This is a genomic window from Phenylobacterium sp. (assembly GCF_030651185.1).
In the GTDB taxonomy this organism is placed as follows: Bacteria; Pseudomonadota; Alphaproteobacteria; order Caulobacterales; family Caulobacteraceae; genus Phenylobacterium.
In genome coordinates this window covers 597,157-622,943 of record NZ_JAUSCJ010000022.1, presented here as the reverse complement: position 1 = coordinate 622,943, position 25,787 = coordinate 597,157, and the positions used below count along the sequence as shown (strand labels likewise).

The following is a 25,787-nucleotide window of genomic DNA, read 5'->3' as shown; positions in this document are numbered from 1 at the left end:
CGCTTCGCGACGGCCCACCTCCCCCACATCGCGCTGCGCGCTGGGGGAGGAATTGGGTCACAGCTTTACCCCGCCCGCCTCCAGTTTGGCGAAGCCGGCCTTGGTCAGCTTCACATACCCCTTGGCCCCATCCTTGTAGAACATCGCCCCCTTCACCTTGCCGGGATCGAAGCCCTCCGCCACCAGGTCCAGTTTGCGGTACTTGAAGGTTCCCGTGGTCTCGATGGCGGGCAGGATGCGCACGAACACCGGCTGGGCGAATGTCGGCAGGTCCGCCGCCACCCGGGTCCCGAAGGCCTTGATGTCGAATTCGCCGTCCACCACCAGGCCCGCCATGCCCGCGCGGCCGTCGGCGCCGGGCACCTCCACGCCATAGACATTGGCCTCGACGACCCCCGGGATGGCCTGTAGCCGTTCGGCGACCTCGCCGGTGGAGACGTTCTCGCCCTTCCAGCGGAAGGTGTCGCCGATGCGGTCGACGAAATAGAAGTAGCCGTCGCCATCGGTCTTCATCAGATCGCCGGTGCGGAACCAGGCGTCGCCCTTCTCGAACACGTCGCGCAGAATCTTGCGGTCCGAGGCGGCCTTGTCGACATAGCCGATATATTCGCTGCGGGCGTCGCCCAGGCCGATCTTGCCGATGCACTCGCCCACCTGGCCGGCGCCGGCCTCGATGCAGAAGCCGCCGGTCCCGCGGATCGGCGCCTCGGCCTCCACGTCGTACTGGACCAGGCGGATGTTGAACTTGTTGCGCAGCCACCTGGGCGCGCGGCCGATGGCGCCCGTACGGCCATCGAAGTTGAACATCGAAACATTGCCTTCGGTGGAGCCGTAGAACTCCAGGATCTCCGGAATCTTGAACCGCGACTTCATCTCCGCCCAGACGTCCGGACGCAGCCCGTTGCCGAAGGCCAGCCGCAGCTTGTGGCGCGTGTCGTCGTCGCCCGGCGCCTGGTTCACGAGGTAGCGGCAAAGTTCGCCGATATAGACGAACATCGTGGCCTCCTGCGCCACCACGTCGGACCAGAAGTGGCTGGCGGAGAACTTCTTCTTCAACACCACCGAGCCGCCGTTCAGCAGGGCCGCGCCCAGCCCGCAGAGGCCTCCGGTGGAGTGGTACAGCGGCAGGGGATTATAGACCCGGTCCTTCTCGGTCGCCCCCGTCGAGCCCGCGAAACCGCGCATGAACAGCTGGGCGCGCACGTGGGTGATCCTGGCCGCCTTGGGCAGGCCGGTCGTGCCGGAGGTATAGATGTAGAGCGCGGTGTCGCTGGCCGTCATCCCCTCGCGCACCGAACGGTCCGGCGGCAGGGAGCTGCAGCTCTTCAGGGCCTGGGAGAGGTCGCGCTGGTCGCCCACCGCGTGGCCCAGCACCCACTGTTGCATGGGCTTGTCCAGCAGGCCCTTCGCCTCCTCGAAGGCGGGCGAGGTCTCGGCGTCGACGAGGATGTGGCCGGCGTTGGAGATGTTCAGGCAATGGGCGAGCGCCTGGCCCGAGAGCTGGTTGTTGATCAAGGCGGTGATCACCCCGACCTTGGTCAGCCCGTACCAGATGGGGAAGTATTCCAGCCGGTTGGGCATGAACAGCGCCACCGTCTGGCCGCGCCGCAGGTTGTTGGTCTTGGCCCAGTGGGCGTAGCGGTTGGCGATGGCGTCCATCTCGCCATAGCTGATGGTCTTGCCCTCGAAGGTCAGGGCCGGCCGGTCGCGCCATTGATCAACGGCGGCCTGCAGATCGTCGCAGACGAGGTTGGGCGAGGTGGGCGCAATGGTCTTCACCCGCTTCAGGGTGCGGTTGAGCCCGCGTACGAACCGCCACTCACGTTCGAGCCGGGCCTTAAAACTCATGCGTACCCTCCGACGTCCGCGCCACCTTGGCGGGGCCGCGAGCCGCGGGTCAAGCGGGGCTTTGGAAGCCGGTTGTCACACCCGCGTCAGGCAGGCCTCACCGTGGCGGAAAGGACTCAGTCGGGGTGCAGGTCAGGGGGTCTTATCCCCGCTCTGGGGACCGCGGCGACTCACGCCCGCAGTCTGATAGGCTTGGCGCATGACAGCCCTGCCCCGCGCCATTCTCTTCGACCTCGACGAGACCCTCCTCTCCTTCGGCAAGCGTCCGCTGCTGCTGGCCGAAGTGGCCGAGGAATTCGCCGCCGCCCTCACCCCGATCGCACCGGCCGAGGCCGCCGAGGTCCTGGAGGCGCACTTCCGGGACTTCTGGTCCGATCCCGAACGCCACAAGACCTGGCGCTTCCAGCTAGGCGCGGCGCGGCGGAAACTGGTCGGCGATGTCTTCGAGGCCCTGCGTCCGCGCGCCGCCGGCCTGACGCCGGAGATCGCCACGGCCTTCGCCACCCGCTTTCACGCCTATCGCGAGGAACAGGCCCGTTTCTTCCCCGGCGCCCTTGAGGCGGTGGACGAGCTGAAGCGGCGCGGCGTGAAGCTGGCCCTGGTCACCAACGGCGCCGGGGACGTCCAGCGGGCCAAGATCGAGAAGTTCGACCTTACCCACCGCTTCGAGCATATCCAGATCGAGGGCGAGGCCGGCTTTGGCAAGCCTGAGGAACAGGCCTATCTGCACGCCATGGCCGCGCTCGGCGTCGAGCCCCACGAAACCTGGATGGTCGGCGACAATCTGGAATGGGAGGTGGCCGCCCCCCAGCGCCTGGGCATCCACGCCATCTGGCATGACCACCTGGGCGCAGGCCTGCCCAAGGACAGTCTCATCAAGCCTGACCGCATCATCCTCTCGATCGGAGAACTGGCGGAAAATCTTGGCTGAGCCGTCAAATATGGCGCGTTTGCGACCCGAATAGGAGAGATTCCGGCGAGATCTGGAAATGATAGTGTCGGCCAAACTGATTTGTTTTGAAGTTTCCGAAGAAAAAATGAATCACCCCAACCCCATACTCCATGGGGAACTGCTGCGATTTTGACACAGGCGAGCCGCGCCTATCTTGTCAAATCACGGAACGTGCGAGCCGGCCTCTCGTTTAACCTCTCGAACAACACCGGGAGGTCTGAAAATGACTGCTGAATATAGCCCCTTCGCCAAGCCGACTTTCACCGCCGCCGACTTCGAGCGCAGCGATACTCAACTCGGCCAACAGTCTCCGGTCTTCACGGAGACCCCGATCTATGCCCAACCCAAGAGCCGCAAGGCCAAGGGTGGGATCAACCCTCTGGTCTACGCCGCGGTTCCCGCCGTCGCTCTGGCGCTGGGCGTCGGGGTGATGTTCCTGGGCGCCCCTCGGGACGAGGCGGCTCCGCCGAGCTCCGCCAAGACCAAGGCTCCGGCCCCGATGCTGGCCCCGGCCCCTACCGAGACCGCAGCCCTGAACGCCCCGGCCACCATGGCTCCGGAAGCGCCGGCCGTCACCACGCCGGTTGAGACACCCCGGGCCACCGCCAGGGTCGCCGCGACGCCCACCCGCGTCGCTCGGGCCCGCCCCGCCCCCGCCGCCCTCAGTGCGGAAGGAATGGGCACGGACGCCAGCGCCACGATCCCGGCGACGCCGCAGCCCTATTCCGGCTCGGCCCAGACCTCGGCCTCGGCTCCGGCCGCCATCGTGGTCCCGCCGGTGACCGCCGCCGCCGAACCGGTCAATCCGGCTCCGGCCGAAGTGACCCCGGAATCGGCCCAGCCCGAAGCGGCCATAGTTCCGACCCCGTAAGGGTCACCTGAGCTCCAGGGCTGGAGCCTCCCCTCTCACCAGCCCTGACGAACTTGGCGGCGCCTGCGGGCGCCGCCTTTTTCTTGGGCCATTGACTTTGGACCATTTGATGGTCCATTATAATGGACCATCAAATGGTCAGGTGTCGAATGCGCATCTCCGTCAGCGACGCCAAGGCCCAGCTCACCGAGCTCGTCCGCCGAGCAGAGGCCGGAGAGGAAGTGATCCTCACCCGTCACGGCCAGGCTGCCGCGCGCCTCACCCCCATCCGCGCCGAGCCTGACCGCAAGGCTCGCCGCGCGATCCTTGAGGCCGTGCGCAGGGATGGCGCGGCCAAGGCCCTGCCGGGCCCCACCGCCGCCCGCAGCCAGGACTTCCTCTATGATAACGACGGCGTCCCCGGATGATCGTCGTCGATACCTCGGCCCTCATGGTCATCGTGCTGGGCGAACCGGAGAGCGATGCCTGCATCGCGGCCCTGGAGGCCGAGGGTGACGTCCGCATCTCCGCCGGCACCCTCGCGGAGGCCCTGATCGTTGCTGGCCGCCGAGGCGTGGCCGACCAGGTGGACAAACTCGTGACCGGTCTCGCCCTCACCGTGGCGCCGGTGACCGAATCCATGGCGCGGCAGGTGTCGGACGCCTACGCCGCCTGGGGCAAGGGGGTTCACCCGGCCGGACTGAACCTGGGCGACTGTTTCGCCTACGCCTTGGCGAAAGCCGGCGACTGCCCGCTGCTGTTCATCGGCGACGACTTCGCGCGCACTGACCTCAAGGCCGTCCTTTAGCGCCTCGCGGCCAAGGCCCGGTAGCGCGCCGCCGCCTCGGGCGGGCCAAAGGTCTCGTAGAGGGTCGCCAGGTTGTGGGCGGCCATGAAGCTGCCGCGCCCGCGCACCGCCCCGTCCAGGTGAGGCTGCTCGCCGATCTCCAGGCAGCGCTTCCAGGCGGCCTCGGCGATGGGCAGTAGGTCGTCGACCGCGCGGGCCGGGTCGGCCATGGCGCTGTCGAGGTAGAGATCCCCCACCGCGAAATGGAAGTCGGGCGACCCGTCCCATGCGCCGCGCTCGGCCTGCGCCAAGGCCTGGGCCTCTTCCAGCCGCCCCGCATCCTTCAGCGCCGTCAGCCCCCGCACCACCAGGCTGTGACGCCAGGGGGCGTCGGCCGGCGCCAGCCTCAGGGCCTCGGTGAAGCACAGGGCCGCCTGCGGTGGGTGGCCCCGCGCTTGATGCTCCTTGGCCAGCTGGAACCAGAGATAGGGGTCCTGCGGATGGTCCTGCAGGTCGGCCATCAGCAGGACCTCGTTGCGGTCGCCCTTGCGCGCCAGGCTCTGCGCCGTGAACCCATCGTGCCCCAGCAGGACCGGCAGGCGCACGCCGCGCGCCAGCCCCACCGGCTGCTCGTGGACACGGCCTTCATAACGGACCCCGCGTGGGAGAACCCGAGGGATCCAGGTCTGGGCGATGGCCTCGCCCTCCAGCTGGTTGTCGCGGCGCACCCAGCCCATGGCGTCGGACTCCAGGGTGGCCAGCGCCTCCCCCCCGCTCTCGATCCACTCGTCGGCGTCCAGCACCAGGTTCCAGTCGGCCGGCGACAGGTCGAGCGAGGCGTTGCGGGCGGCGGCGAAGTCGTGGCGCCAGGCGAACTCATGAACCTGCGCGCCGCGCGCCCGGGCGAGCTCCCGCGTGCCGTCCACAGACCCGGTGTCCAACACGATGATCAGGTCGACGAAGGGCGCGGCGCTGTCCAGCGCCCGGGTGATCTGGTGGGCCTCGTCCCGCGCGATCATCACCAAGGCCAGGCGGGTCATTGTCGTCTCCGGAGTCGCGCGGACGATGGGAGATCAGGGTTAATCACCGCTTACGGCGCACGCGGGCCACAGGGGGTTGTCGCGGCCTGCGCGCGCGGGCGGCCGAGAAAGATTCCCCCTTAGCGGCTGTGGCGCGCTGTCGCAGCCGACCCTGGGTCAACCGCAGGTAACCATTCGGTCAAGGCGCTCAAGGTAAACGCGAGGTGGCCGGCGGCGCGACAGGCTTGACGCTGGCGCCAAGGCGGATTCGGATATGTCGTTCAACAACCTGAAGATTTCCCGCAAGCTCACCGTGGGCTTCGCCGCTGTCACCCTGACGATGGCCGGGATGGGGGCCGCCACCTTCCTCTCCTTCCAGTCCCTGGAGACCGCCCGTCGCGAGACCGACGAGAGCCGCCAGACCATCCAGATCCTCAATGAGGCCAAGTTCTTCCTGGCCCGGCAGGAGAACAGCTATCGCGGCTTCCTGCTCTCGACGAACCCCTACTACGTCGAGCGCATCGCCAAGCACCGGGCCAACTTCAAGGCCCGCCTGGCCGCCGCCGCGCCCCTGCTCTCCGACAGCCCCAAGGAACTTGAAACCCTCACCGCCATCGGCGCCGCCGCCGACCGCTGGCATACCGAGATCGCCGAGGCCGGTCAGGTCCTGGCCGCCGATCCCGCCACCCGCCAGCAAGCGGTGGAGATGATCTCCCCCGACGGCGCGGCCGACGGCCTGATCGCGCCTGCCGAGGATGGCATCGAGGCCATCTTCGACAGCGAGACCAAACACCTCGAAGGCCTGGCCGCCTCCCAGACCGCCACCACCCGCAACGCCTATGCCAGCCTGGCCCTCGGCCTGGCCCTGGGCCTGCTGATCGCCGTGGCCGTCGGGCTGTGGCTCACCCGCGCCATCGCCGGTCCCGTCACCGCCATGACCCGGGCCATGCGCAAGCTGGCCGGTGGCGACTTCACCGTGGAAATCCCTGCCCAGGGCCGCCTCGACGAGGTGGGCCTGATGTCCGAGGCCGTGGCCATCTTCAAGGACGCCGGCATCGAGAAGCTGCGCCTCGAGGGCATGAGCGCCGAGCAGCGCCTCGCCGCCGAGGAGGAGCGGGCCCGCACCGAGGCCGCCAAGGCCCGCGCCGCCGCCGAACAGGCCACCGTCGTGGCGTCCCTGGCCGGCGGCCTCGACTATCTCAGCCGCGGCGACCTCACCCACCGCATCACCGAGGCCTTCCCCGAGGACTACGCCAAGCTGAAGAGCGATTTCAACGCCGCCATGGCCCAGCTCCAGGACGCGATGACCATCGTGGTGGGCAATGTGCGCGGCATCCGCAACGGCTCGGGCGAGATCACCGCGGCCACGGACCACCTGTCGCGCCGCACCGAGCAGCAGGCCGCCAGCCTGGAGGAAACCGCCGCGGCCCTGGAGCAGATCACCTCCACCGTCCAACGCTCGGCCAGCGGCGCCATCACCTGCGCCCAGGTGGTCCAGGCCGCGCGCGGCGACGCCCAGACCAGCGGCGAGGTGGTGCGCCATGCCGTCGAGGCCATGAGCGCCATCGAGGGCTCGGCCCGCGAGATCAGCGCCATCATCGGGGTGATCGACGAGATCGCCTTCCAGACCAACCTCCTGGCCCTGAACGCCGGTGTCGAGGCCGCGCGGGCCGGCGACTCCGGCAAGGGTTTCGCCGTCGTGGCCTCCGAGGTCCGCGCCCTGGCCCAACGCTCCGCCGACGCCGCCAAGGAGATCAAGGCCCTGATCGGCGCCTCCTCACGCCAGGTCGAGACCGGCGTGAAGCTGGTGGGCCAGACCGGCGAGAGCCTGCAGCGGATCATCGAGAAGGTGGCCGACATCGACAGCCTGGTCACCGAAATGGCCGCCGGCGCCCAGGAGCAGGCCACGGGCCTGGCCGAGGTCAGCACGGCGGTGAACCAGATGGACCAGCTCACCCAGCAGAACGCCGCCATGGTGGAGGAGAGCACCGCCGCCAGCCACGCCCTGCGCAACGAGGCCGATGTGCTGGCCGGCTCCATCAGCCGCTTCCAGACCGGCGTCGCCCCCGAGGCCGAACGCCCGCGCGCCCAGACGACCACGGCCATGAAGACCGTCAGCCGCGGCGGCGGCGCCGCCCGCAAGCCGCAGACCGAGGGCTGGGAGGAGTTCTAGAGCGGGATGCGAAAAAGTGGGAACCGGTTTTTCGCGTCAATCCCGCTCTAAACATAAGGCATCGATCACGTTCATGATTTTGGATCGGTTCGATCCAAAATCATCGTGATCTAGGCGGACTTCGCCCGGCGCGGGGACTAGGCTGAAGGCCCCGTCCCCGAAAGGTTCGACATGCGCGCCCGCACGCTCATCGCCCTGCTCCTCGCCCTGGCGGCTGCGCCCGTTGCGGCACAGGCCCAGGCCCCCGCCGACGCCTTCTTCGCGAGCCTGACCAAGCTCTGCGGCCAGACCTTCACCGGGACAGTGGTGGAGGGCGACCCGGTCGCCGACGCCGCCATGCGCCAGGCCCGGCTGACCATGACCGTGGCCACCTGCACCGCTGAGGAGATCCGCATTCCCTTCCGGGTCGGCGAGGACCGCTCGCGGACCTGGGTCGTCACCCGCCTGCCGGGCGAGCGCCTGCGCCTGAAGCACGACCACCGCCATCCCGACGGGACGGAGGACGAGGTCTCGCAATATGGCGGCGACACCACCGGCCCTGGCGCCGCCGATCTCCAGAGCTTCCCCGCCGACGCCTATTCCATCGCGCTGTTCACCCGCACTGGCCGCGCGGTCTCCAACACCAATGTCTGGTCCCTGGGCCTGACGCCCGAGGTCTTCACCTACGAGCTGGCCCGCCCGGGCCGCCTGTTCCGCGTGGCCTTCGATCTCACCAGGCCCGCGCCCGCCCCCTGATCACGGTCCGGGACCGCTGGCGCGCGGGGCCTGCGGCGGCCTGCGAAAATCTTCAGGGCGTTCAAAAATCGACAGGTGCGGCGCTACCACAGCGAGTGTAAAGGTAGAGCTAACCTTAACCGTGCCGCGGAGACCCGCCCCGATGCCACCCGATCAGCGCGTCCGTTTCATCTCCTATCTGAACCCCAACCTCGCCCTGGGCCGCGACGGGGCCAAGACGGTGATCCGCAATCTCAACGAGTCCGGCCTGGTCTGGATTCGTCGCGACCGCGGCCCCGGCGCCTTCAGCCTGCTGCATGAGACCGACAACTACGGGCTGTTCTGGAGCGGCAAGGGCGATCCGCTGGGCCTCTGCCCCTTCAATCCCGACGATCGGGAGCAGTACTGCACGGCCGATCTGCTGGGCGCCGGCCGCTGGCCTTGGTTTGCGCTGAACAACCACGACCACAGCCACGTGGCCGACGTCGATCACAGCGGCACGACCTCGGGCACCAATGTCATCGCCTGGACCTGGTACTCCAGCGCCCAGCCTGAGGATAACCAGGTCTGGCGCATGGAAAACGTCTGACCCGTCCGATCCAACTCACGTCAGGAGGCCCAGATGGCCGACTACCGCTGCCGCATCGTCCCCTATGTCACCACCAGCAAGTACCTGAGCGTCACCGACGAGTATTTCGGCACCTACAAGCCCGTCCTGCGCAGCATCGACCAGGGCCCCGGGACGATCTGGCGCCGACGCGACCGCGGCCCCGGCGCCTTCCATCTCATCCACGAGGGCACCAATCACGCCCTGATCTGGATGGGGGGCTCCGGCCTCGGCCTGCTGCATCCCGACACCTATCAGCGCGAAGTGGACGAGGACTTTCTGATCTTCACCGGCGACCTGCTGGACCCCGCGCCGTGGTTCGCTCTCAACAATAACGAGCATGACAAGGTGGTCGACGTGGACCACGGGCGCACCGACGAGAACACCCCGGTCATCGGCTTTCCCTGGAACGGCGGCGACAATCAGAAATGGCGGATGGAAGACGCCTAGACCCTTTCCGGATCAGGCTGAATCAACCTGATCGGATAAAAGAGGGTCTATCTTCTTGAATCTAGAGCATGTCCGGGCGGCGAACCGGCGCCCACTTGCGCCTGACATGCTCTAGATCGCCGTCCGCCCCAGGACGACGGTCAGGGGATCACTGTCGAGGCCGTCCTTCAGCCGGTGGACCTCCACGCCGGTGAACCCCGCTTCTTCCAGATAGAGCTCGATCAGCCGGGCGTGCCCCTGGGGACCGACGCCCCGCCACACCGCCACCGCCTTGGTGGGGAAGCAGCGGTTGGAATAGCTTACCACCAGCGGCGCGCCGGGGCGCAGGGTCCGGGCCACCTCCGCCAGCACCGCCACCGGCTGCTGCAGGTACTGCACCCCGACACAGATCATCGCGGCGTCGAGGCTGGCGTCAGCCAGGTCCAGCTCCGGCCTGCGGTTCAGGTCCTGCACGAACCCCCGCGTCAGCCGCGGGTTGGCCGCCAGTTCGTCGGCGTTCATGCCGTGGCCGATCACCTCGCCATAGGCGACCTCGGGCGGCAGGTGGCTGACCCAGCTGCTCATCAGGTCCAGCAGCGCCCCGCCCGGCGGCAGCACCTGCCGGTAGAACCCCGTCAGGGCGGCGATGGCCGCGTCGTCGATATGGGTCTTCAGCCGCGCGTCGGCGTAGAAGGCCGCGTCATCCCCGTCGTCCTCCTTGGCGAAGGCGCCGGGCGGCAGTTGGGACAGGGGGCTCGACACTCAGCAGGCTTCGGTCGGCGCGCCGTAGCGGGCGTGGATGGCCTTGGCGCCGGCGCCCTCGAGCCGCAGCACCGTCATCTTGTCGTACTCGCAGTCGGTGGGCGCCACCGGCGCGCTATCCCCGAGCGCCCGGGCGATATCGGCCACCGTGTTGCTATGACCGACGATCAGCACCGTGTTTTCGGCCCCGGCCTTGCGCGCCGCGTCCGCCACGCGCTGGGCATGGGCCGCGTCGCCGCCCTCGAAGCCGACCGCCGCAACCGACACGCCGGCGGCCTTGGCCGTGGCCGCCGCCGTCTGCTGGGTGCGCTTGAGCGGGGTCGCCAGCACCAGGGTGACCTTGGCGCCGGCGAGCGCCCGGGCCAGGGCCTCGCCCCGCGCCTGGCCCGCGGCCGACAGATCGACGTCGCCGGTCGGACCGGCCTTCTCACCGTGGCGGACAATGATCACCGTCTGGGCCTGGGCCGGAAGGGCGACGAGGGCGGCCGCCAGGGCCGCGGTGAGGAGGCGCTGAATCATGGCCTGATCATAACGTGAAAGTCGCCCGGCGCGCCGGGGCTTGCGCAATCGACCCGCATCGCGGAACTCTCCGCCTCTCAGGCACGCGTTCGAGGTCCCCACATGCGTAAGTCCGGCGCCACCAAGGCGCTCTATGCGGGGTCCTTCGATCCCGTCACCCGGGGCCATCTGGACATCATCGGCAAGGCGCTGAAGACCTTCGACGCCGTTCACGTCGCCATCGGCACCAATGTCAGGAAGGGCCGCACCTTCGGGGTCGAGGAGAGCCGGCGGCTGATCCTGGATTCGGTCACCGAGCTGTGGCCGCAGGCCGCCAACACCGGCGACGCCGACAGCCTGTTCGACGGCGCGCTGGAGGTGGGCGACTACGCCAACCGCAGCCTGATCGGCTACGCCCACGAGATCGGCGCCACCCACGTCGTGCGCGGCCTGCGCGAGGCCAGCGACTTCAACGACGAGTTCAACCTGCACGGGGTGGCCGAACGTATCGACCCACGGGTGCTGATGGTTCACTTCATCTGCGAATCTCAGTTTCTGCATGTGTCCTCCAGCACCGCCAAGGAACTGGACTTCGTGGGCGAGCGCATCGGCTGGCTGGTCATGCCCTGCGTCGAGGCGGCCTTCGCCGCCCGCCGCCCGTCATCGAACTGAGGAGAGCCGCCATGGCCGCCGTGACGACACTGAGCTGGGGCGTGAAGCAAAGCTTCCGGGCCTATGTCGAGGGCGCCGGCGGCAAGACCCAGACCAGCGAGGGCGCGCAGACCGCCGCCGACGGCGGCTTCGTCTTCGCAGCCGGCCCCGACAGCACCCTGGCCGTCGATGAGGCCGGCAAGCTGACCGGACGCGGGACCTTCACCGGCATCGTCCATTTCGAGGCCCACGGCGGCATGCTCAAGGTCTGGATGGTCGATCCCATCCTCGAGATCACCGACGCCGGCGCCGTCCTCACCGTCGCCGACCACCCCACCCGCACCTACCGCCTGGAAGCCGCCAAGCTCGACCTCGGGGCCGTGGCGGCCGAGCCCGGCGAGCTCGCCCTCCCTGCCGCCCTGCTGATGTTCGGCAGCCAATGGCTGGGCGGCAACTACCCGGCGGGCACGGCGCTCGATCCGGTGCGGCTGGGGTTGGGCTGAACGACGCAACCTTGGGCCGCGCCCGTCCGCCGCGACCCCCATTGATCTTCGGTCCGATATGGCTACACTTATAGCCATAATTGCGGAGGTCCTCCCTTGACCACCTACAGCGTCGCCGACGCCAAGAACGGCCTGCCGCGCCTGATCGACCGCGCCCTGGAGGGCGAGGAGGTCATCATCTCCCGGCATGGCAAGGCCGTCGCCGAACTGCGTCCAGTTGCGCGGGAGGACCAGAAGGCCTCCACGACCAGCTATGCGTGGCTGAAGGCGCGCCGGCTGAAGCGCAGCGGCGTCGGCCTGACCTCGGTGGAGCTGCTCAGCCAGCTGTACGACGAAGGGTGAGCGCCTATCTAGACGCCAGCGCGATCCTGCCGATCCTGATCGAGGAGCCGGGAAGCCCGCTTGTGGATCGCTTCATCGCCGAGGCCGACCAGCCCCTGGTGGTGAGCGAGTTCGCCGCCGCCGAGGTGGCTTCGGCCTTGTCGCGCCTCGTTCGCACCGGCCTGCTGGAAGCGGCTGACGCCACGGCCCGCCTCGCCGACTTCGACGCCTGGCGCGCCTCGGCCACCATCGACCTCGACCTGCAGGCCTCCGACATCCGGCTGGCCAATATCTTCGTCCGCCGCTTCGACCTCATACTCCGCGCGCCGGACGCCCTGCACGCCGCCATCTGCCGGCGCGGCGACTTGCTGCTGGTGACCCTTGACCACCGCCTGGCCGCCGCCGCCGGGGAGTTGGGCATCCGGACCGAGCTGCTGTCGGCGACCGACTAACCCCGGCTTGGACCGCGCGCGTCGCCAACATCGCCACGCCCCCGCCCCCGCCCCGATATTCGGTGACATGATATCAATTGCCTAATCCGCTGCTCCAAACGGCGAGGTCGTCGCGCCCGCCTTGTCACCCTTCGGCTTGGGCCCGCGCTTTTGCGGCGACAGGACGCGCCCGGACTGGCGTTCCAGCTGCTCGATCCAGGCCTTGGCCCCGACCGGGCGGCCGATGAGTTCGGCCCGCAGGATGCTGGTCCATTGGGGATCGATGTCATCGGCCGGCGCGATCAGCCCGGCGAAATCGGCGACCCGCGAGAGGGCCGGCGCCACCTCGACGTAAGCCGTATCGCGCCCGGCGAGGTGGGCCGCGGCGCTGGACCACGGCCAGTCCTGCGCGCGCGCCACCAGGCCCGCCTTGACCGGGTTGAGGGGGACATATCGCAACGCCGCGATCAGATGGGCCTCGTCCATCGCCACGGAGCCGAACCGCCCCTGGAACAGATGCCCGGTCCAGCGCCCGCGCGCCCCGACAAAGGCGGTGTAGCGGCGGTGAGCCTCGCCCACAGCGCGGGCGAGGCCGATCTCGTCGGAGGGCGTCAGGATCAGGTGGACGTGATTGGGCATCAGGCAATAGCCCCAGCAGGCCACGCCGTAGCGCTTGAGCTGCGCAGCCAGCAGGTCGAGATAGATCTGCTGATCGCCGTCCTCGAAAAAGATCGGCTCGCGGCGGTTGCCCCGCTGCGTCACGTGGTGAGCGACGCCCGGAAAGATCATGCGTGCGCGACGCGCCATCAGTACCGTCCTCGGTTGAACGTCGTGGCGCGAGGATAGCGCCGAACTACAATCATGCAATTGATATCATGTCACCGTAATCCACCGTAATCCGCGTCACCGTAGCCCGTAATCACAGGTTCAGAGGTCCAAACTGGGGCTTGCGGGGTTGGATGCCGCCTCTTCGAAGATTGACCAGTCCACGGGCTTTTCCATGGCGCCCCTTGGAACTTCCGAACCAAAGTTGAAAGCTTTTGGGCGCTCGGGGACGCTGAGTCTCGCGTCACACCAGGCCGCTAGCTCGCACCGGAGCTCGACGATATCGAGGCTCGGTGCGGTCGGAACGATGAAGGCCTTCAGGCGCACGCCTTCGTCAGGACGCATCAGGCGCACCACGGCATCTTTCACCATCGGATGCTCGCATAGCCGCTGACGGACCTGCTCCGGCAGGACATTGACGCCACCGATCTGCACGGCGTGGTCCCGCCGCCCCTCGACCCGAAAGTTGCGCTCATTGCACCAGACGAGGTGATCGGGGGCTGCCACTGTCTCCACAGCTCCGTCGGGAAGCCTGCGGTCGAGTGTGAAATCGTCCGAGCCGCGTCTCCAATAGGAGAACAGTCGAAACGCCGAGTCGGGATCTTCGCGAACAGCCAAGCCCGCCGTTTCCGAAGATCCATAGACTTCGACAAGCCGCGTAAGGCCTCGTTCGGTCACCGCACGCGCCACATCGGCAGGACAAGGCGCAGTCGAAGTGACGCCCACCACCTCGGCTGTCGTGGTGACGCCGGCCCGTGAGAAGGCGGTCCAGAAGGCGGGATGGCCGATGACGAGGTCACCATCACGGAGCATGGCGCCGACGCCGGCCGGGGATTGTATCCGGATGTCGATGGCCTCGGCGCCGAGGCGCCTCGGAAGAAGGATCGAGAAGAGGAAACCGTAAATATGGTGAGCCGGCGCAGCGCAGAGAACGCGGTGGCGCTCCCCGAACAGCGGCGCAAGTTCGTCGATCTCCTGCACGAGCGTCGTCAGCTGGTGTTGGCGCGCTTTAGGCGCTCCGGTCGTGCCTGATGTTCGGAAGGTAAGCTCGTCTGAAAAGTGCTCTAGCGAGGCGCCAACAATGGCCACCCAGTCGCCGAGCGTGCGGCGCGCCAGGAGATAGTCCTCGATTCCCGACCGGTGCATCTGCACCGCTTCCACGACGGCGCTTACCAAATTGACCAGTTCCAGCGAGTCACACGCCAGGCCAGGCGACTCCACCAGGCTCAGATCTCCGCGCCAGGGCCGAAGGGGCAGGAGGAAACCGGGTCGAAGACGCGATACTTCGTCATGGACAAGGTCCACGACGTAGCGGTGCAGCGCATCGGGGTCGCGCCACCATGTCTCCAGACCCGGCATGTTCACAATCCCGGGCCTCAGGCCCGCTTGACGAAGACCCAGTAGGAATCGTCGACCAGCGCCTTCTTCATGTGCACGCGCACCTTGGTCGGCGTCATGTTGTAGTCGAAGGTATATTCAAAGATCGTATTCAACGTGCCCGAGGCGACTCCCTTATCAAACGCCCTTGAACGTGGGCCTGTTTGTGCAGGGCGCGACCTCGGTGAAGAAGTTCTTGCCGAGCGTGGCGCGGGGATCGCGGCCGGTGATCTCACCTTCCATCGCATTGTACTGAAGCACCCGCCCGGCCCGATCGAGTTGGATCGCGCCAAAGGCAAGCTTATCAATCTCAGATGCCGACTTGTTCTTCAGCACGTTGTCTATGTCGTCTGACCCAAACGCGACGATTTCGAGTCCAGCCATAATTCCCATCTCCCATGCCATGCAACGCCGATCACTGCGCGCCACATCACGTGTCGAGAAGGATTAACAATAGCTTGATTTCGAGAGCTTGGGACCCTGACATTTGAACCTGCTGACAGGAGACGGCAGGGCATAAGGCCTTCTGCGATGGATGAATGTTAACTCTTTCCTAATTTCCAGAAGGCCTTCTTGTCGCGGTCCGTCGAGGGGGTGTCGCGCAGTCGCGGCGAAACGCAGGAGGAGAGAAGCTTCGTGTCGCTGGTTCAGGCCGTGCGCCTCATGGCGGAGTCTCTAGATCATGCGGTCGTGGTGACCGATGGCGCACTCAATGCGCCGGGGCCCATCGTGCTCTATGTGAACCCGGCGTTCGAGCGGATGACCGGCTACGCGGCGTGTGAAATGGTTGGCCAGAGTCCACGGATTCTTCAGGGCGCAGGCACAAGCCTCGCTGCGCGAAAGGCCCTGGCGCGTTCTCTTCGAACTCTGGAGCCACACGAGACGACTCTTGTTAACTACCGTAAGAGCGGCGAGGCGTATCTCTGCCGCATCCAAGTCTACCCGGTGAGTGACGATTCAGGACGCCTGATCAACGCCATCGCCATCGAACGAGAGGTCGAGCGAGGCCCGGGACGGCCCCGTGCGGCAAGGTTTGCGCCAGACGGCCTGGCTCCAGTTCGCACCCGCGCCGTTGAGGTCTCGAGAAAGCCATCTGCATAGCGGGCAAGGCGGAGGGCCAGATCGCCTTGTTTGGATCGGGACTTCTTATATTCGGTGACATGATATCAATTGCACAATAACCCCCTCACCGAGGAGCCACCCCCAACCCCCTACTCCGCCGCCACCTTCGCCGCATCCAGAGCCCCGCCGCCAACCGCGCGCCGTAGTCGGTGACGGTGACGGCCGAGATCATTGCTGCGCGGCCATGCCGCATCGCAAATCCCTTGCAGGTATGGCCTTGTGCGCTTCTACCGACATCCGGCCCTGCCGCAAGGACCCCCATGCTGAACACGCTGTTTTCGCGCACCGGAGCCGAATGGGCTTCCGCCGTCCTGGTGTTCGCCGTCAGCCTGATGGCCGGCCGCTACGCCGCCCAGGGGATGGAGCTGGTCCAGTGGGCGGGCGCGGCGACGGCGATGCTGGGCTCCGTAACCGTGGCCGTCTGGGTGCGGGTCGCGCCGACGCCGGCCAAGGTCCCCGCCCGCCAGGACGACTGACCACAAAGACGGCAAACCGGTCCGCCAGCCGCCTGAAGCGTGACCACTCGCCGCAGCCTGACCACATTCGATATTTACCCTGACCTACGACTCTGAAATCGCACGTCAAATGGAGGGCATAGGAGAACCCATGCTCAAGTCGATCATTGCCCGCATCTCCGCCGAACGCGCCGCCATGGCCTTCGTCATCGTGGCCAGCGCCCTGGTGGGCCGTCAGGCTGCGATCGGCATGGACACCGCCCAGGGCATGGCCGGGCTCGCGGCGATCCTCGGGTCCTCGATGCTGGTGATCATGGTCAAGTCCTGGCCCAAGCCCGAGCGGGTCAAGGTCAAAGCCCAGAGGGACGACGACTACTCCGCGTAGACGTCGAGGCCCAAGGCGGTCAGCAGCCGGTACTGCTGACCGACATCGACCTTCATCCCTTCGCAGTTCGCCAGCGCTGACAGGTTCAGGCCGCTGACCTCCGCCCCGCGCAGGTCAGCGTCGGCGAACTTGGCGCCCCCAGTCAGGGCCTGGAACAGATCGCACTTCCTCATATCCGCCCCCGTCAGGTCGGCCTCCCGCAGGTCGGTCTCCCGCAGCGACACATTGGTCAGGTCCGCGCCCGCCAGCCGCGCCTGGGCGAGATCCGCCAGCTCCAGGCTGCAGCCCGAGAACGACACCTGGGTGCGGATCACCTTGCGCCCGAACGACCGGCTGAAGTCCGCCCCCACAAAGGCCGCGCCGCGCAGGTTGCAGGTCTCGAACTGCGCCCCGTAAAGGCTCGACCGCTCGAACCGGGCGAAGGACAGATCACAGCGGGTGAAGCGCACCTCGTCGAGACCGCAATGGGCAAATGTTGGCCCATGTTGGCCTTGCGCGAACACGCAGGCCTCGAAGTGCGCCTCGCGCAGGTTGGCGCTGGCGAACCGGGACCCAAGGATGCGGCAACCCTTGAATTTACTGCCTTCCAGCACCGTCCCCGAAAACTGCGCCCCCTCGATCGTGCAGCCCACGAACACCGCATCGGTGCAGTCCGCGTCGGTCCAGTCGACGTACGACAGGTCTTCGTCCGTCGCCCCGTCTGAAAACGCCATTTGCTCCATCCGCGACGACCAACATGTGTTCAGAGCTTGACCTGAATCTCGCTCCCCGCCGCCCGGAATTTGGCGCTCATCTCCGCCATCCCCTGGGCCACGTCGTTCTGCTTGGCCGCCGTCTCGCGGATCTCCTGGCTGATCTTCATGGAGCAGAACTTCGGCCCGCACATGGAGCAGAAGTGGGCGGTCTTGAAGGCCTCCTTGGGCAGGCTCTCGTCGTGGTACTGCCGCGCCGTCTCCGGATCGAGGCCCAGGTTGAACTGGTCCTCCCAGCGGAACTCGAACCGGGCCCGACTGAGCGCGTCGTCCCAGGCCCGCGCGGTCGGGTGGCCCTTGGCCAGGTCGGCGGCGTGGGCGGCGATCTTGTAGGTGATCACCCCCTGCTTGACGTCCTCCCGGTCGGGCAGGCCCAGGTGCTCCTTGGGCGTCACGTAGCAGAGCATGGCGGTTCCGAACCAGCCGATCATGGCCGCCCCGATGCCGCTGGTGATGTGGTCGTAGCCCGGCGCGATGTCGGTGGTGAGCGGGCCCAGGGTGTAGAACGGTGCCTCGCCGCAGACCTTCAGCTGCTTGTCCATGTTGGCCTTGATCTTGTGCATCGGCACATGGCCGGGGCCTTCGATCATGGTTTGGACCCCGTGCTTCCAGGCCACCTGGGTCAGCTCCCCCAGGGTCTCCAGCTCGGCGAACTGGGCGGCGTCATTGGCGTCGGCGATGGAGCCCGGGCGCAGGCCGTCGCCCAGGCTGAACGACACGTCGTAGGCCCGCATGATCTGGCAGATGTCCTCGAAGTGCTCGTAGAGGAAGTTCTCCTTGTGGTGGGCCAGGCACCACTTGGCCATGATCGAGCCGCCCCGGCTGACGATCCCCGTCACCCGCTTTGCTGTCAGCGGCACGTAGGACAGCCGCACCCCGGCGTGGATGGTGAAGTAGTCCACCCCCTGCTCGGCCTGCTCGATCAGGGTGTCGCGGAACACCTCCCAGGTCAGGTCCTCGGCCACCCCGTCCACCTTCTCCAGGGCCTGGTAGATCGGCACCGTCCCGATGGGGACGGGGCTGTTCCTGATGATCCAGTCGCGGAGGTTGTGGAGGTTGCGGCCGGTGGACAGGTCCCTGACCGTGTCGGCGCCCCAGCGGATGGCCCAGACCATCTTGTCCACCTCGTCGGCCACGGTGGAGAGCACCGCGGAATTGCCGATGTTGGCGTTGATCTTCACCAGGAAATTGCGGCCGATGGCCATCGGCTCCAGCTCGGTGTGGTTGATGTTGGCCGGGATGATCGCCCGCCCTCGGGCCACCTCGGAGCGCACGAATTCCGGCGTGCAGAAATCGGGAATCTCGGCCCCGAAGTCCTCGCCGTCGCGGATGAAACCGTCGCCCTCCTGCCGGCGCAGGTTCTCGCGGATGGACACGTATTCCATCTCCGGGGTGATGATCCCCCGGCGGGCGTAGTCCATCTGGGTGACGCATCCTGAGCCCTTGGCGCGGTAGACCCGGCGCGGGGCGGTGAACTCCGGCGCCAGATGCTTGCCGCTGGCCCCGCCGTTGTCCTCCGGTTTCACGGCGCGCGGGTTGGTCACCACCTCGACGTCGCCGCGCGAGACCACCCAGGGCTCGCGAGTCCGCGCCAGGCCCTGCTCGATGTCGATGGTCGCCGTGGGGTCGGTGTAGGGGCCCGACGGATCATAGATCGTCACCGGCGGTTCGTTGGCGCTGGGATGCACCGCGACCTCGCGGAACGGCACCCGGATGTCGGGCCACAGCAGGCCGGGCTGATAGACCTTGCGGGAGCCGGGACGCTCCCCGGTGGGGATGGCGCCGTTGCTGGGGACGGGGGTTTGGAAGTTCATGTGCGGGCTCCTGCCTTGATAAGGAGACCCGGACGTGTCGCGCAGAGTGGTCGTGCGGAGCGGCGCCCGCGTTCCCTCCCTTCGCCGGCATGACCCGGATCAGGTTCGGCGGGTCGCGGGGACAAACCCGCCTCTCAGCCGCTGCGGCGACTCCCCGGAGAAGCCGCCACGCTACCGCGAGCGCCCGACAAATGCCATCGTGCGCGTTGATCTAGGTCGCCAGCAAGGACCAGCCCCGATGAACCGCCTTCTCCCCCTCGTTCTCGCCGCCACGGCGCTCACCGCCGGCGCCTCCCAGGCCCTTGCCCAGGAGCCCGCGGCCGGCCGCCAATGCTTCCGCGTCAGCCAGATGGACGGTCATCGGGTCGCCGATCCGAGGACCCTCTATGTGGGGGTGCGGAACAAGGAGGTCTTCCGGATCGACATGCATGGCGCCTGTCTGGCCGGCGCCAACATGGGCGACCCCCTTGTGATCGAGACGACGGGCGGCACAGACCTGGTCTGCCGTCCCATCGACCTGGACCTGAAGGTCGCCGGGACCATCGGCCTGTCCCCCTGTATCGTGAAGTCGATCACCAAGCTGACCCCGCCGCAGATCGTCAGCCTGCCGCCCAAACTCAAGCCGTAGCATCTCGCGACAGCGGAGCCGGCCGTGCTAGTCAGGGAGCTTAGGAGTTCCCCATGCATCTGGCCCGTTTCCCCCGCGCGCGGTTCGCGCATCTGCCGACGCCTCTGGAGCCGATGTCGCGGCTGAGCGGTGAGCTGGGCGGCCCCGAGCTGTGGGTGAAGCGTGACGATTGCACAGGTCTGGCCGGCGGCGGCAACAAGACCCGCAAGCTGGAATTCCTGCTGGGCGACGCCCTCGACCAGGGCTGCGACACGCTGGTGACCCAGGGCGCGGTGCAATCCAACCACGTGCGCCAGACCGCCGCGGCCGCCGCCCGCTTCGGCCTGGCCTGCGAGATCATTCTGGAGGAGCGCACCGGCTCGAAAGCCGTTGACTACAACACCTCCGGCAACGTTCTGCTGGACCGCCTGCTGGGGGCTAAGCTGCGCAATGTGGCGGCCGGGACCGACATGAACGCCGAACTGGCCAAGGTCGCCGAGGAGGTCCGCGCCAGGGGCGGCGTCCCCTACATCATCCCCGGCGGCGGCTCCAACGCCATCGGGGCGCTCGGCTATGTGGACTGCGCCATCGAACTGGTGCGCCAGGCCGACGATCAGGGCATCGTCATCGACCGCATCATCACCGCCACCGGCAGCGCGGGCACCCATGCCGGCCTGGTGGCGGGCCTCGCCGTCATCGGCGCCGACATCCCGGTCCTGGGCATCGGCGTGCGCGCGCCGAAGGACATCCAGGAAGCCAATGTCCACAAGCTGGCCGTCGAAACCGCCGGCCTGCTGGGCTACGCCGAGCGGGTCAGCCGAGAGATGACCGTGGCCGACTGCGACTATGTCGGGGCGGGCTACGGCCTGATCGACCAGGCGGTGATCGAGGGTTTGAAACTGGTGGCCCGCACCGAGGCCCTGCTGCTGGATCCGGTCTATACCGGCAAGGCGATGAAGGGCCTGATCGCGCTCAGCAAGGCCGGCGCCTTCCGGGACGAGACCGTGGTGTTCCTACACACCGGCGGCGCCCAAGGCCTGTTCGGCTACGCCTCCGAATTGGAAGGAACCCTGGCATGAGCCTCGTCCTCGGCGTCCTCGGCGGCATGGGCCCCGCCGCCACACTCGACTTCCTCACCAAGCTCCAGGCCTTCACCCCGGTGAAGCAGGAGAAGGACCACATCCGGGTGATCGTCGACATCAACCCCCAGGTCCCCGACCGCAATGATCCCTTCGCAAAGCCGGGACCCGTCCTTGCTGAAATGGCGGGTGCGCTGCATGGCGCGGGCGCCGAGGTGCTGGCCATCGCCTGCAATACCGCCCACGCCCATGCCGACCTGATTACCCGCGCCTCAGGCCTACCGCTGATCGACATGATCCAGACGGCCTCCCATGCCGCCCGAGACACCGGCGCGCGCCGGGCCGGGGTGTTGGGCACCAAGCAGGCCATCCGGCTCTATCGCGAGTATCTGGCCGCACAGGGCATGGGTCTCGTCACCCTGCCCGCCGAGGCCCAGGAGGGCTTCATGGCCCTGCTCACCAAGATCAAGTCTGGCGACGTCGGCCCGGACGTTCGCCAGGCGATGGCTGACCTCGCGCAGATCCTCGTGGCCGATGGCGCGGAAGCCATCATCGCCGGCTGCACGGAAGTGCCGCTGGTGCTGTCGCCCAAGGACGTCGGCAAGCCGCTGCTGGACGCCGGCGAACTGCTCGCCAAGCGCTGCGTCGACGTCTGCCTCGGATTTGAACCCGTACCTGTTCTAGAGTCTTGAAGCGCCGAACGTATCGCAGGCGGCGGGATCGCCGTTCTGCACCCCGGCGCGGAACCAGCGCATGCGCTGCTCACTGGTGCCGTGCGTGAAGGCGTCGGGCATGACGCGGCCCTGGGACTGCTTCTGAAGCGCGTCGTCGCCCACCGCCGCGGCGGCCTTCAGGCCGTCCTCGATGTCCTTGGGATCGAGGGCCACCTGGCCGCCGGAGGCCTCCGAGGCCCGCGCGGCCCAGACGCCTGCATAGCAGTCGGCCTGCAGTTCCAGGCGCACCGATCCGGAGTCCACGCCCTTGGCGCCGAACTGCTTGGCCTTGTCCATCTGGCCGGTGAGGTTCTGCACGTGGTGAGCGACCTCGTGGGCGATGACATAGGCCCGCGCCGCCTCGCCCTGGGCGCCGAAGCGGCCCGAGAGCTCCTCCCAGAAGGAGAGGTCGAGATAGATCTTGCGGTCCTGCGGGCAATAGAAAGGCCCCATCGCTGACTGGCCCATGCCGCAGCCGGTGCCGGTGGCGCGATCATAGATCACCACCCCGGCCGGCGGATCGTAGCTGCGGTTGGAGGCTTTGAAGACCTGGCCCCAGACGTCGCTGGTGGAGGTCTCGATGACATCGACGAACTGAGCTTCGCGGTCGGCGGGCGTGCCGCGCGCCCCTTCCTGCTGGGCCTGGCCGCCACCGCCGACAGCGTCCACGGCGCTGAGCGTGGTGGAGGGATCGATGCCAAAGACAAAGTAGCCGATAGCCGCCAAGACCAGGCCGCCAATGCCCACGCCCCCAGCGACGGGGCCCAGCCCGCGCCGGTCCTCGATATTGCCGCCGCGGCGTCCACCGTTCCAACGCATGGCCATCTCCTCCAACCCTGGCGGCCTCAACGCGCCAGACCCGACGAGGATGCGGCGGAACAGCGCCGCTGTCAGCTTAGTTCCGCGGATTGGCCTTTTCGAGGAACGTGACCGTGGCCTGCAGCATCTGGGTGCGGGTCGCCCCGCGCGACAGCAAGTGATCCTCGGCGGCGAGGGTCACGAGTTCCACCGGCTTACCCGCCGCGGTCAGGGCGTCGGCGCTCGCAGCACGGGCAAGCCGCAATTGCGAAGCTGCTATCTTCGGTTCGCAGCGGCCGCCCGAACGCGAGCGTTGGATTGAGCCATCCAGGCATCGATATTGGAGGGCATTGCCACCATGGGCCCGGCCCTGGTGTCAGACGCGGCGAGGCGCGATGCGGTCCGCTGGACCTCAAGGTCACGCAGCCGACTCTCGGTCTGCGTCTGCCCTTCGAGGGCTCCGACCTGGTTTTCCAAGGCCACCGATCGCTGGCGCGTCAGCTGGTCAGCGGCCTGCTGCTCCTGCCACATCGCGGCATTGCGGGCGTCGAAGATTGGGTCCTGCGCCAGGGCGGGTCCGGCGCAGGCGGCGATCATGATCAAGGCTGTGAGCAAGGCGCGCATGTCAGTTCCGGAACGCGCGAAACCAGGTTCGGGTCCTAGCGGCGCGAAACGCTGAACCGAACCAGCTGCTCCCGGGGCGCCGCCCATTCCGGCTGAATCTCGACGGCTTTCTGGTAGTCGAAATAGGCTGACTTGGCGTCTTCCAGGCCCTCATAGGCCAGAGCCCGGTTGTAGTAGGCCTTGGCCGGTTCCTGAACGCCCAGTTCCAGGCCCTTGTTGATGTCTGGCAGGCTGTCGGCATAGCGGCGCTGGCCGATGGAAGCGGCCCCCCGGTTCACATAGGCTTCGCCCATGTCAGGCTGGATCTTCACGGCTTGGTCGAAGTCCCGCGTCGCTTCCGGATAGGTGCCCCGACGCAGCTTGAGGACCCCGCGGTTCACCAGGGTGCCGGCCCGGTCACGGGCGTTCATGAATTCCCCATCCAGGGCGTCGGTGCAGAGCTGCTGGAACTTGAGATCGCTCTCGCCGCCGACCGCCGCCTGGGAGCAGGCCTGGGCCATGCCGCCGCCGATCACGGTCACCGCCGCCTGGGCCGAGCCCGCGCACAGGGCCAGCGCCAGGGCGCTCGCCATCGATACTATCCTGATCATGCCTGGCCTCCATCTGACCTGGAGCCGGTCCTTAGCGCCGAAGGCCCTGAAAGGAACCTGACTAGGGTGTCAAAATCTTCCCGTACCGGCGGTCTGTCAACGCAGGGTTTCTGCAAATTCGGCGCGGTCCTGCCCTTGGCGAACCATCAGGATGCGCGGAAGCGGCGGGTCTCGCGAAGCAGGATGTAGATGCTGCTGCCGGCCACCACGAGCGCGCCGATCAGGGTCGCCAGGCGCGGCGTCTCATCCCAGACCAGGCAGCCGATGAGGCTGGCCCAGACCAGCTGGGTGTAGTCGAAGGGCGCCACCACGGCGACCGGCGCCCGGCGGATGGCCTCGGTGAGGAAGAGCTGGCCCACCCCGCCGATCAGGCCCGCGAGGATCAGGAGGCCAAGGGTCGTCATGTCGGGAATCACCCAGCCGAAGGGCAGGCTGGCCAAGCCCAGAAGCATACCCGCCAGCGTGAAGTAGAAGACGATGGTTGCGCCGGGTTCGGTGCGGCCGATCTCGCGGATGGCGATCATGGCGCCTGCGGACCCAACGGCGGCCACCAGCGCGAAGACCGTGCCCTTCACCGCCATGTGGCCGGGGTCGGGATGGATCATGATCAGCACGCCCACCAGGCCCACGAGCACCGCCCCCCAGCGATGGGCGCCTACCGTCTCCTTCAGGATCAGGGCCGAGAGCGCAGTCATGAACAGCGGGGCGGAGAAGGACAGCGCCGTGGACTCGGTGAGCGGCAGCAGGCTCACGGCCGTGAACCCGCAGACCATGCCGGTCAGGCCCACCGTCGAGCGCATCAGGTGGCCCAGGGGGCGCTTGGTCTTGAGCACCGAGAAGCCGCTGGTCCGGGAGATGTAGATCAGCACCGGCACGAAGGCGAAGGCGTTGCGGAAGAAGATGATCTCCAGCACTGGCACGCCACGGCTGGAGCACCATTTCACCAGAGCCGCCAGGCCCGCCATGCAGACCATGGCCGCCACCCGCAGGGCGATCCCCATGCCGTTGTTCTGGGCGGTCATGTGGATGGGGGCGGGTGCGCCGGTCATGAACCGGCCATAGGGCTTTCAGCGCGCGCGCGCCATAGTCGGCGTCGCCACACTGCGCGCTCCCCCTGCCTGGGACGGGGCCAGCCCCGCGCTGGCCAGGGCGTTCACGAAGGCCTGGGTGATGCGGCCGTAGGTCTCAACACCGGCCTTGAAGTCCTCGCGCGCGTGAACGTGGGCCGGCACCACCAGACCGCGGTCGGACGCCCGCTCGCAAAACCCCATGTCCAGCAGCTTGCCGCCGTGGCGCCGGGCGGTTTCGTAGGGCAGCCGGAGGTCTCGGGCGAGCGCGTAGACGCTGATGCTGCGGCGCAGGGCGTCGGGGGGAATTTCATCGACGCCGCTGTAGGTCGCCGCCAGCGCCGGGTCGAGGGTCACATGAAGGGTGTTGGCCCGGGTGATGGCCAGGAACATCAGTCCCTCCACCAGTTCGAGGTTCAGGTTGGTTGTGAGCAGTTCGACGGTGCTGAGGAAGTAGTCACTCGTCAGCCGCGCCACCTCTCGCGGCATGTAGACGTCCCTGACCGTCGCATCGGTCGCCGGTCCGCAGGTCGCCACCAGCCCGGCATCGGCCAGGGCCTGAACATAGCGGACCGTGGCATGGAAGTTTGTGGCCACGGCCTGGCGCACCTCCGGCCGGTCGTTGACCTCGGGCGGGAACACCACCCCGCCGTCACCTCCCCGCTCGCACAGCCCCTTGGCCAGCAGCTTGCGGACATGACGGCGCGCGGTCTCGTAGGGCAGCCGAAGTTCGCGAGCGATCGCGTAGACGCTCACCGGCCTGCGGAAAGCCTCGGACGGCATGTCGCCGGGCTCGAAGTAGCCCAGCGCCAGCCCGGGCTCCTCCAGCAGGTGGCGGACATTGGCGCGCACGATAGCCAGGAAGATCATGCCGGTGACCAGGTCGGTATCGATCGCCTTGGTGATGGCCTCGGCGCCGTTCAGGAAGAAGTCGCCGGCGAGGCGGACGACATGACGACGGACATCGGGGGGAAATGTCGGAGCGACCGGGTCTGACATCTAGGTCCTGATCGGCGTATCGGGTTCGTAGACCC

The 25,787-nt window shown here is 67.6% G+C and carries 32 protein-coding genes, 1 pseudogene and 1 riboswitch; of the genes and pseudogenes, 18 read left to right on the top strand and 15 right to left on the bottom strand.

Annotated features, from left to right (window positions below; translation table 11 throughout):
* Positions 1–57 precede the first annotated feature (57 nt).
* On the bottom strand, positions 58–1,848 hold the full coding sequence (locus tag Q7J39_RS12045) for a long-chain-acyl-CoA synthetase (RefSeq protein WP_304824921.1): 1,791 nt from the start codon (positions 1,846–1,848) through the stop codon (positions 58–60).
* Between the two features lie 199 nt (positions 1,849–2,047).
* Here Q7J39_RS12045 and Q7J39_RS12040 point away from each other — a divergent pair, with 199 nt between their 5' ends.
* From Q7J39_RS12040 to Q7J39_RS12025, 4 genes are all read left to right on the top strand, one after another.
* On the top strand, positions 2,048–2,779 hold the full coding sequence (locus Q7J39_RS12040; RefSeq protein ID WP_304824918.1) for an HAD family hydrolase: 732 nt from the start codon (positions 2,048–2,050) through the stop codon (positions 2,777–2,779).
* A 244-nt stretch (positions 2,780–3,023) separates the two neighbouring features.
* Positions 3,024–3,671, top strand: coding sequence for a hypothetical protein (locus tag Q7J39_RS12035; protein WP_304824915.1), 648 nt, complete (start codon positions 3,024–3,026; stop codon positions 3,669–3,671).
* Positions 3,672–3,820: 149 nt separating this feature from the next.
* Positions 3,821–4,078, top strand: coding sequence for a type II toxin-antitoxin system Phd/YefM family antitoxin (locus Q7J39_RS12030; protein ID WP_304824912.1), 258 nt, complete (start codon positions 3,821–3,823; stop codon positions 4,076–4,078).
* The gene (locus Q7J39_RS12025; RefSeq protein ID WP_304824909.1) at positions 4,075–4,458 is read left to right on the top strand and encodes a type II toxin-antitoxin system VapC family toxin; all 384 of its coding nucleotides are present in this window, start codon (positions 4,075–4,077) and stop codon (positions 4,456–4,458) included. Before Q7J39_RS12030 ends, Q7J39_RS12025 begins: the two co-directional genes overlap by 4 nt.
* Here the strand turns inward: Q7J39_RS12025 and Q7J39_RS12020 are convergent.
* Positions 4,455–5,477, bottom strand: a complete 1,023-nt coding sequence (locus Q7J39_RS12020) for a glycosyltransferase family 2 protein (protein WP_304824907.1) — start codon at positions 5,475–5,477, stop codon at positions 4,455–4,457. The two genes, Q7J39_RS12025 and Q7J39_RS12020, sit on opposite strands and share 4 nt — an antisense overlap.
* Positions 5,478–5,730: 253 nt before the next feature.
* Between Q7J39_RS12020 and Q7J39_RS12015 the strand changes: the two genes are divergently transcribed.
* The 4 genes from Q7J39_RS12015 to Q7J39_RS12000 all read left to right on the top strand — a co-directional run bounded on the left by Q7J39_RS12015 (position 5,731) and on the right by Q7J39_RS12000 (position 9,400).
* Entirely contained in the window at positions 5,731–7,629 is a 1,899-nt protein-coding gene (locus Q7J39_RS12015) for a methyl-accepting chemotaxis protein (RefSeq protein WP_304824904.1), read from the top strand.
* Between the two features lie 171 nt (positions 7,630–7,800).
* The gene (locus Q7J39_RS12010; RefSeq protein ID WP_304824900.1) at positions 7,801–8,364 is read left to right on the top strand and encodes a hypothetical protein; all 564 of its coding nucleotides are present in this window, start codon (positions 7,801–7,803) and stop codon (positions 8,362–8,364) included.
* Positions 8,365–8,506: 142 nt separating this feature from the next.
* Positions 8,507–8,932, top strand: coding sequence for an RICIN domain-containing protein (locus tag Q7J39_RS12005; RefSeq protein ID WP_304824897.1), 426 nt, complete (start codon positions 8,507–8,509; stop codon positions 8,930–8,932).
* 33 nt (positions 8,933–8,965) lie between these two features.
* The gene (locus Q7J39_RS12000) at positions 8,966–9,400 is read left to right on the top strand and encodes an RICIN domain-containing protein (protein WP_304824893.1); all 435 of its coding nucleotides are present in this window, start codon (positions 8,966–8,968) and stop codon (positions 9,398–9,400) included.
* A 111-nt stretch (positions 9,401–9,511) separates the two neighbouring features.
* Here the strand turns inward: Q7J39_RS12000 and Q7J39_RS11995 are convergent, their stop codons facing one another.
* The gene (locus Q7J39_RS11995; RefSeq protein ID WP_304824890.1) at positions 9,512–10,141 is read right to left on the bottom strand and encodes a class I SAM-dependent methyltransferase; all 630 of its coding nucleotides are present in this window, start codon (positions 10,139–10,141) and stop codon (positions 9,512–9,514) included.
* Positions 10,142–10,660 carry a histidine phosphatase family protein gene (locus Q7J39_RS11990; protein ID WP_304824887.1) on the bottom strand — a complete coding sequence of 173 codons (519 nt, stop codon included), beginning with the start codon at positions 10,658–10,660 and terminating at the stop codon, positions 10,142–10,144.
* Between the two features lie 102 nt (positions 10,661–10,762).
* Here Q7J39_RS11990 and coaD point away from each other — a divergent pair, with 102 nt between their 5' ends.
* The 4 genes from coaD to Q7J39_RS11970 all read left to right on the top strand — a co-directional run bounded on the left by coaD (position 10,763) and on the right by Q7J39_RS11970 (position 12,566).
* On the top strand, positions 10,763–11,311 hold the full coding sequence (gene coaD, locus Q7J39_RS11985; protein ID WP_304824884.1) for a pantetheine-phosphate adenylyltransferase: 549 nt from the start codon (positions 10,763–10,765) through the stop codon (positions 11,309–11,311).
* 11 nt (positions 11,312–11,322) lie between these two features.
* Entirely contained in the window at positions 11,323–11,793 is a 471-nt protein-coding gene (locus Q7J39_RS11980) for an HtaA domain-containing protein (protein WP_304824880.1), read from the top strand.
* A gap of 96 nt (positions 11,794–11,889) precedes the next feature.
* Entirely contained in the window at positions 11,890–12,135 is a 246-nt protein-coding gene (locus tag Q7J39_RS11975; RefSeq protein WP_304824877.1) for a type II toxin-antitoxin system Phd/YefM family antitoxin, read from the top strand.
* On the top strand, positions 12,132–12,566 hold the full coding sequence (locus Q7J39_RS11970) for a type II toxin-antitoxin system VapC family toxin (protein WP_304824874.1): 435 nt from the start codon (positions 12,132–12,134) through the stop codon (positions 12,564–12,566). Before Q7J39_RS11975 ends, Q7J39_RS11970 begins: the two co-directional genes overlap by 4 nt.
* A gap of 81 nt (positions 12,567–12,647) precedes the next feature.
* Here the strand turns inward: Q7J39_RS11970 and Q7J39_RS11965 are convergent, their stop codons facing one another.
* The 3 genes from Q7J39_RS11965 to Q7J39_RS11955 form a co-directional block, all read right to left on the bottom strand.
* Positions 12,648–13,352, bottom strand: coding sequence for a transposase (locus Q7J39_RS11965; RefSeq protein ID WP_304824871.1), 705 nt, complete (start codon positions 13,350–13,352; stop codon positions 12,648–12,650).
* Between the two features lie 120 nt (positions 13,353–13,472).
* On the bottom strand, positions 13,473–14,729 hold the full coding sequence (locus Q7J39_RS11960; protein ID WP_304824866.1) for an AMP-binding protein: 1,257 nt from the start codon (positions 14,727–14,729) through the stop codon (positions 13,473–13,475).
* 156 nt (positions 14,730–14,885) lie between these two features.
* Positions 14,886–15,131, bottom strand: coding sequence for a PAS domain-containing protein (locus tag Q7J39_RS11955; RefSeq protein WP_304824863.1), 246 nt, complete (start codon positions 15,129–15,131; stop codon positions 14,886–14,888).
* A gap of 252 nt (positions 15,132–15,383) precedes the next feature.
* Between Q7J39_RS11955 and Q7J39_RS11950 the strand changes: the two genes are divergently transcribed.
* The 3 genes from Q7J39_RS11950 to Q7J39_RS11940 all read left to right on the top strand — a co-directional run bounded on the left by Q7J39_RS11950 (position 15,384) and on the right by Q7J39_RS11940 (position 16,709).
* On the top strand, positions 15,384–15,848 hold the full coding sequence (locus tag Q7J39_RS11950; protein ID WP_304824861.1) for a PAS domain-containing protein: 465 nt from the start codon (positions 15,384–15,386) through the stop codon (positions 15,846–15,848).
* A gap of 281 nt (positions 15,849–16,129) precedes the next feature.
* On the top strand, positions 16,130–16,345 hold the full coding sequence (locus tag Q7J39_RS11945) for a hypothetical protein (RefSeq protein ID WP_304824860.1): 216 nt from the start codon (positions 16,130–16,132) through the stop codon (positions 16,343–16,345).
* A 130-nt stretch (positions 16,346–16,475) separates the two neighbouring features.
* Positions 16,476–16,709 (top strand): hypothetical protein, encoded by a 234-nt coding sequence (locus tag Q7J39_RS11940; protein ID WP_304824857.1) that lies wholly within the window; start codon positions 16,476–16,478, stop codon positions 16,707–16,709.
* Here Q7J39_RS11940 and Q7J39_RS11935 read toward each other — a convergent pair.
* Positions 16,697–17,422, bottom strand: a complete 726-nt coding sequence (locus tag Q7J39_RS11935; RefSeq protein ID WP_304824854.1) for a pentapeptide repeat-containing protein — start codon at positions 17,420–17,422, stop codon at positions 16,697–16,699. The two genes, Q7J39_RS11940 and Q7J39_RS11935, sit on opposite strands and share 13 nt — an antisense overlap.
* A gap of 29 nt (positions 17,423–17,451) precedes the next feature.
* The gene (thiC, locus tag Q7J39_RS11930; protein ID WP_304824851.1) at positions 17,452–19,275 is read right to left on the bottom strand and encodes a phosphomethylpyrimidine synthase ThiC; all 1,824 of its coding nucleotides are present in this window, start codon (positions 19,273–19,275) and stop codon (positions 17,452–17,454) included.
* A 71-nt stretch (positions 19,276–19,346) separates the two neighbouring features.
* Positions 19,347–19,437: riboswitch (TPP riboswitch) on the bottom strand.
* Positions 19,438–19,513: 76 nt separating this feature from the next.
* Here thiC and Q7J39_RS11925 point away from each other — a divergent pair.
* The 3 genes from Q7J39_RS11925 to Q7J39_RS11915 are packed head-to-tail and all read left to right on the top strand — an operon-like array spanning position 19,514 to position 21,653.
* Complete coding sequence (locus tag Q7J39_RS11925) at positions 19,514–19,903, top strand: DUF6491 family protein (protein ID WP_304824848.1); 390 nt, start codon at positions 19,514–19,516, stop codon at positions 19,901–19,903.
* A gap of 53 nt (positions 19,904–19,956) precedes the next feature.
* Positions 19,957–20,961 carry a D-cysteine desulfhydrase gene (locus tag Q7J39_RS11920; protein WP_304824845.1) on the top strand — a complete coding sequence of 335 codons (1,005 nt, stop codon included), beginning with the start codon at positions 19,957–19,959 and terminating at the stop codon, positions 20,959–20,961.
* Entirely contained in the window at positions 20,958–21,653 is a 696-nt protein-coding gene (locus Q7J39_RS11915) for an aspartate/glutamate racemase family protein (RefSeq protein WP_304824842.1), read from the top strand. Before Q7J39_RS11920 ends, Q7J39_RS11915 begins: the two co-directional genes overlap by 4 nt.
* Here Q7J39_RS11915 and Q7J39_RS11910 read toward each other — a convergent pair.
* The 6 genes and pseudogenes from Q7J39_RS11910 to Q7J39_RS11885 all read right to left on the bottom strand — a co-directional run bounded on the left by Q7J39_RS11910 (position 21,642) and on the right by Q7J39_RS11885 (position 25,752).
* On the bottom strand, positions 21,642–22,493 hold the full coding sequence (locus tag Q7J39_RS11910) for a neutral zinc metallopeptidase (RefSeq protein ID WP_304824839.1): 852 nt from the start codon (positions 22,491–22,493) through the stop codon (positions 21,642–21,644). The two genes, Q7J39_RS11915 and Q7J39_RS11910, sit on opposite strands and share 12 nt — an antisense overlap.
* 76 nt (positions 22,494–22,569) lie before the next feature.
* Positions 22,570–22,713: pseudogene (locus Q7J39_RS11905) on the bottom strand (hypothetical protein); the annotation flags it as partial.
* 35 nt (positions 22,714–22,748) lie between these two features.
* A complete protein-coding gene (locus tag Q7J39_RS11900; RefSeq protein WP_304824835.1) occupies positions 22,749–23,096 on the bottom strand; it encodes a hypothetical protein in 348 nt (115 codons plus the stop codon).
* A 35-nt stretch (positions 23,097–23,131) separates the two neighbouring features.
* Positions 23,132–23,686 (bottom strand): hypothetical protein, encoded by a 555-nt coding sequence (locus Q7J39_RS11895; RefSeq protein ID WP_304824832.1) that lies wholly within the window; start codon positions 23,684–23,686, stop codon positions 23,132–23,134.
* Positions 23,687–23,832: 146 nt separating this feature from the next.
* The gene (locus Q7J39_RS11890) at positions 23,833–24,735 is read right to left on the bottom strand and encodes a DMT family transporter (protein ID WP_304824829.1); all 903 of its coding nucleotides are present in this window, start codon (positions 24,733–24,735) and stop codon (positions 23,833–23,835) included.
* Between the two features lie 18 nt (positions 24,736–24,753).
* On the bottom strand, positions 24,754–25,752 hold the full coding sequence (locus Q7J39_RS11885; RefSeq protein ID WP_304824826.1) for a hypothetical protein: 999 nt from the start codon (positions 25,750–25,752) through the stop codon (positions 24,754–24,756).
* Between the last annotated feature and the right edge of the window lie 35 nt (positions 25,753–25,787).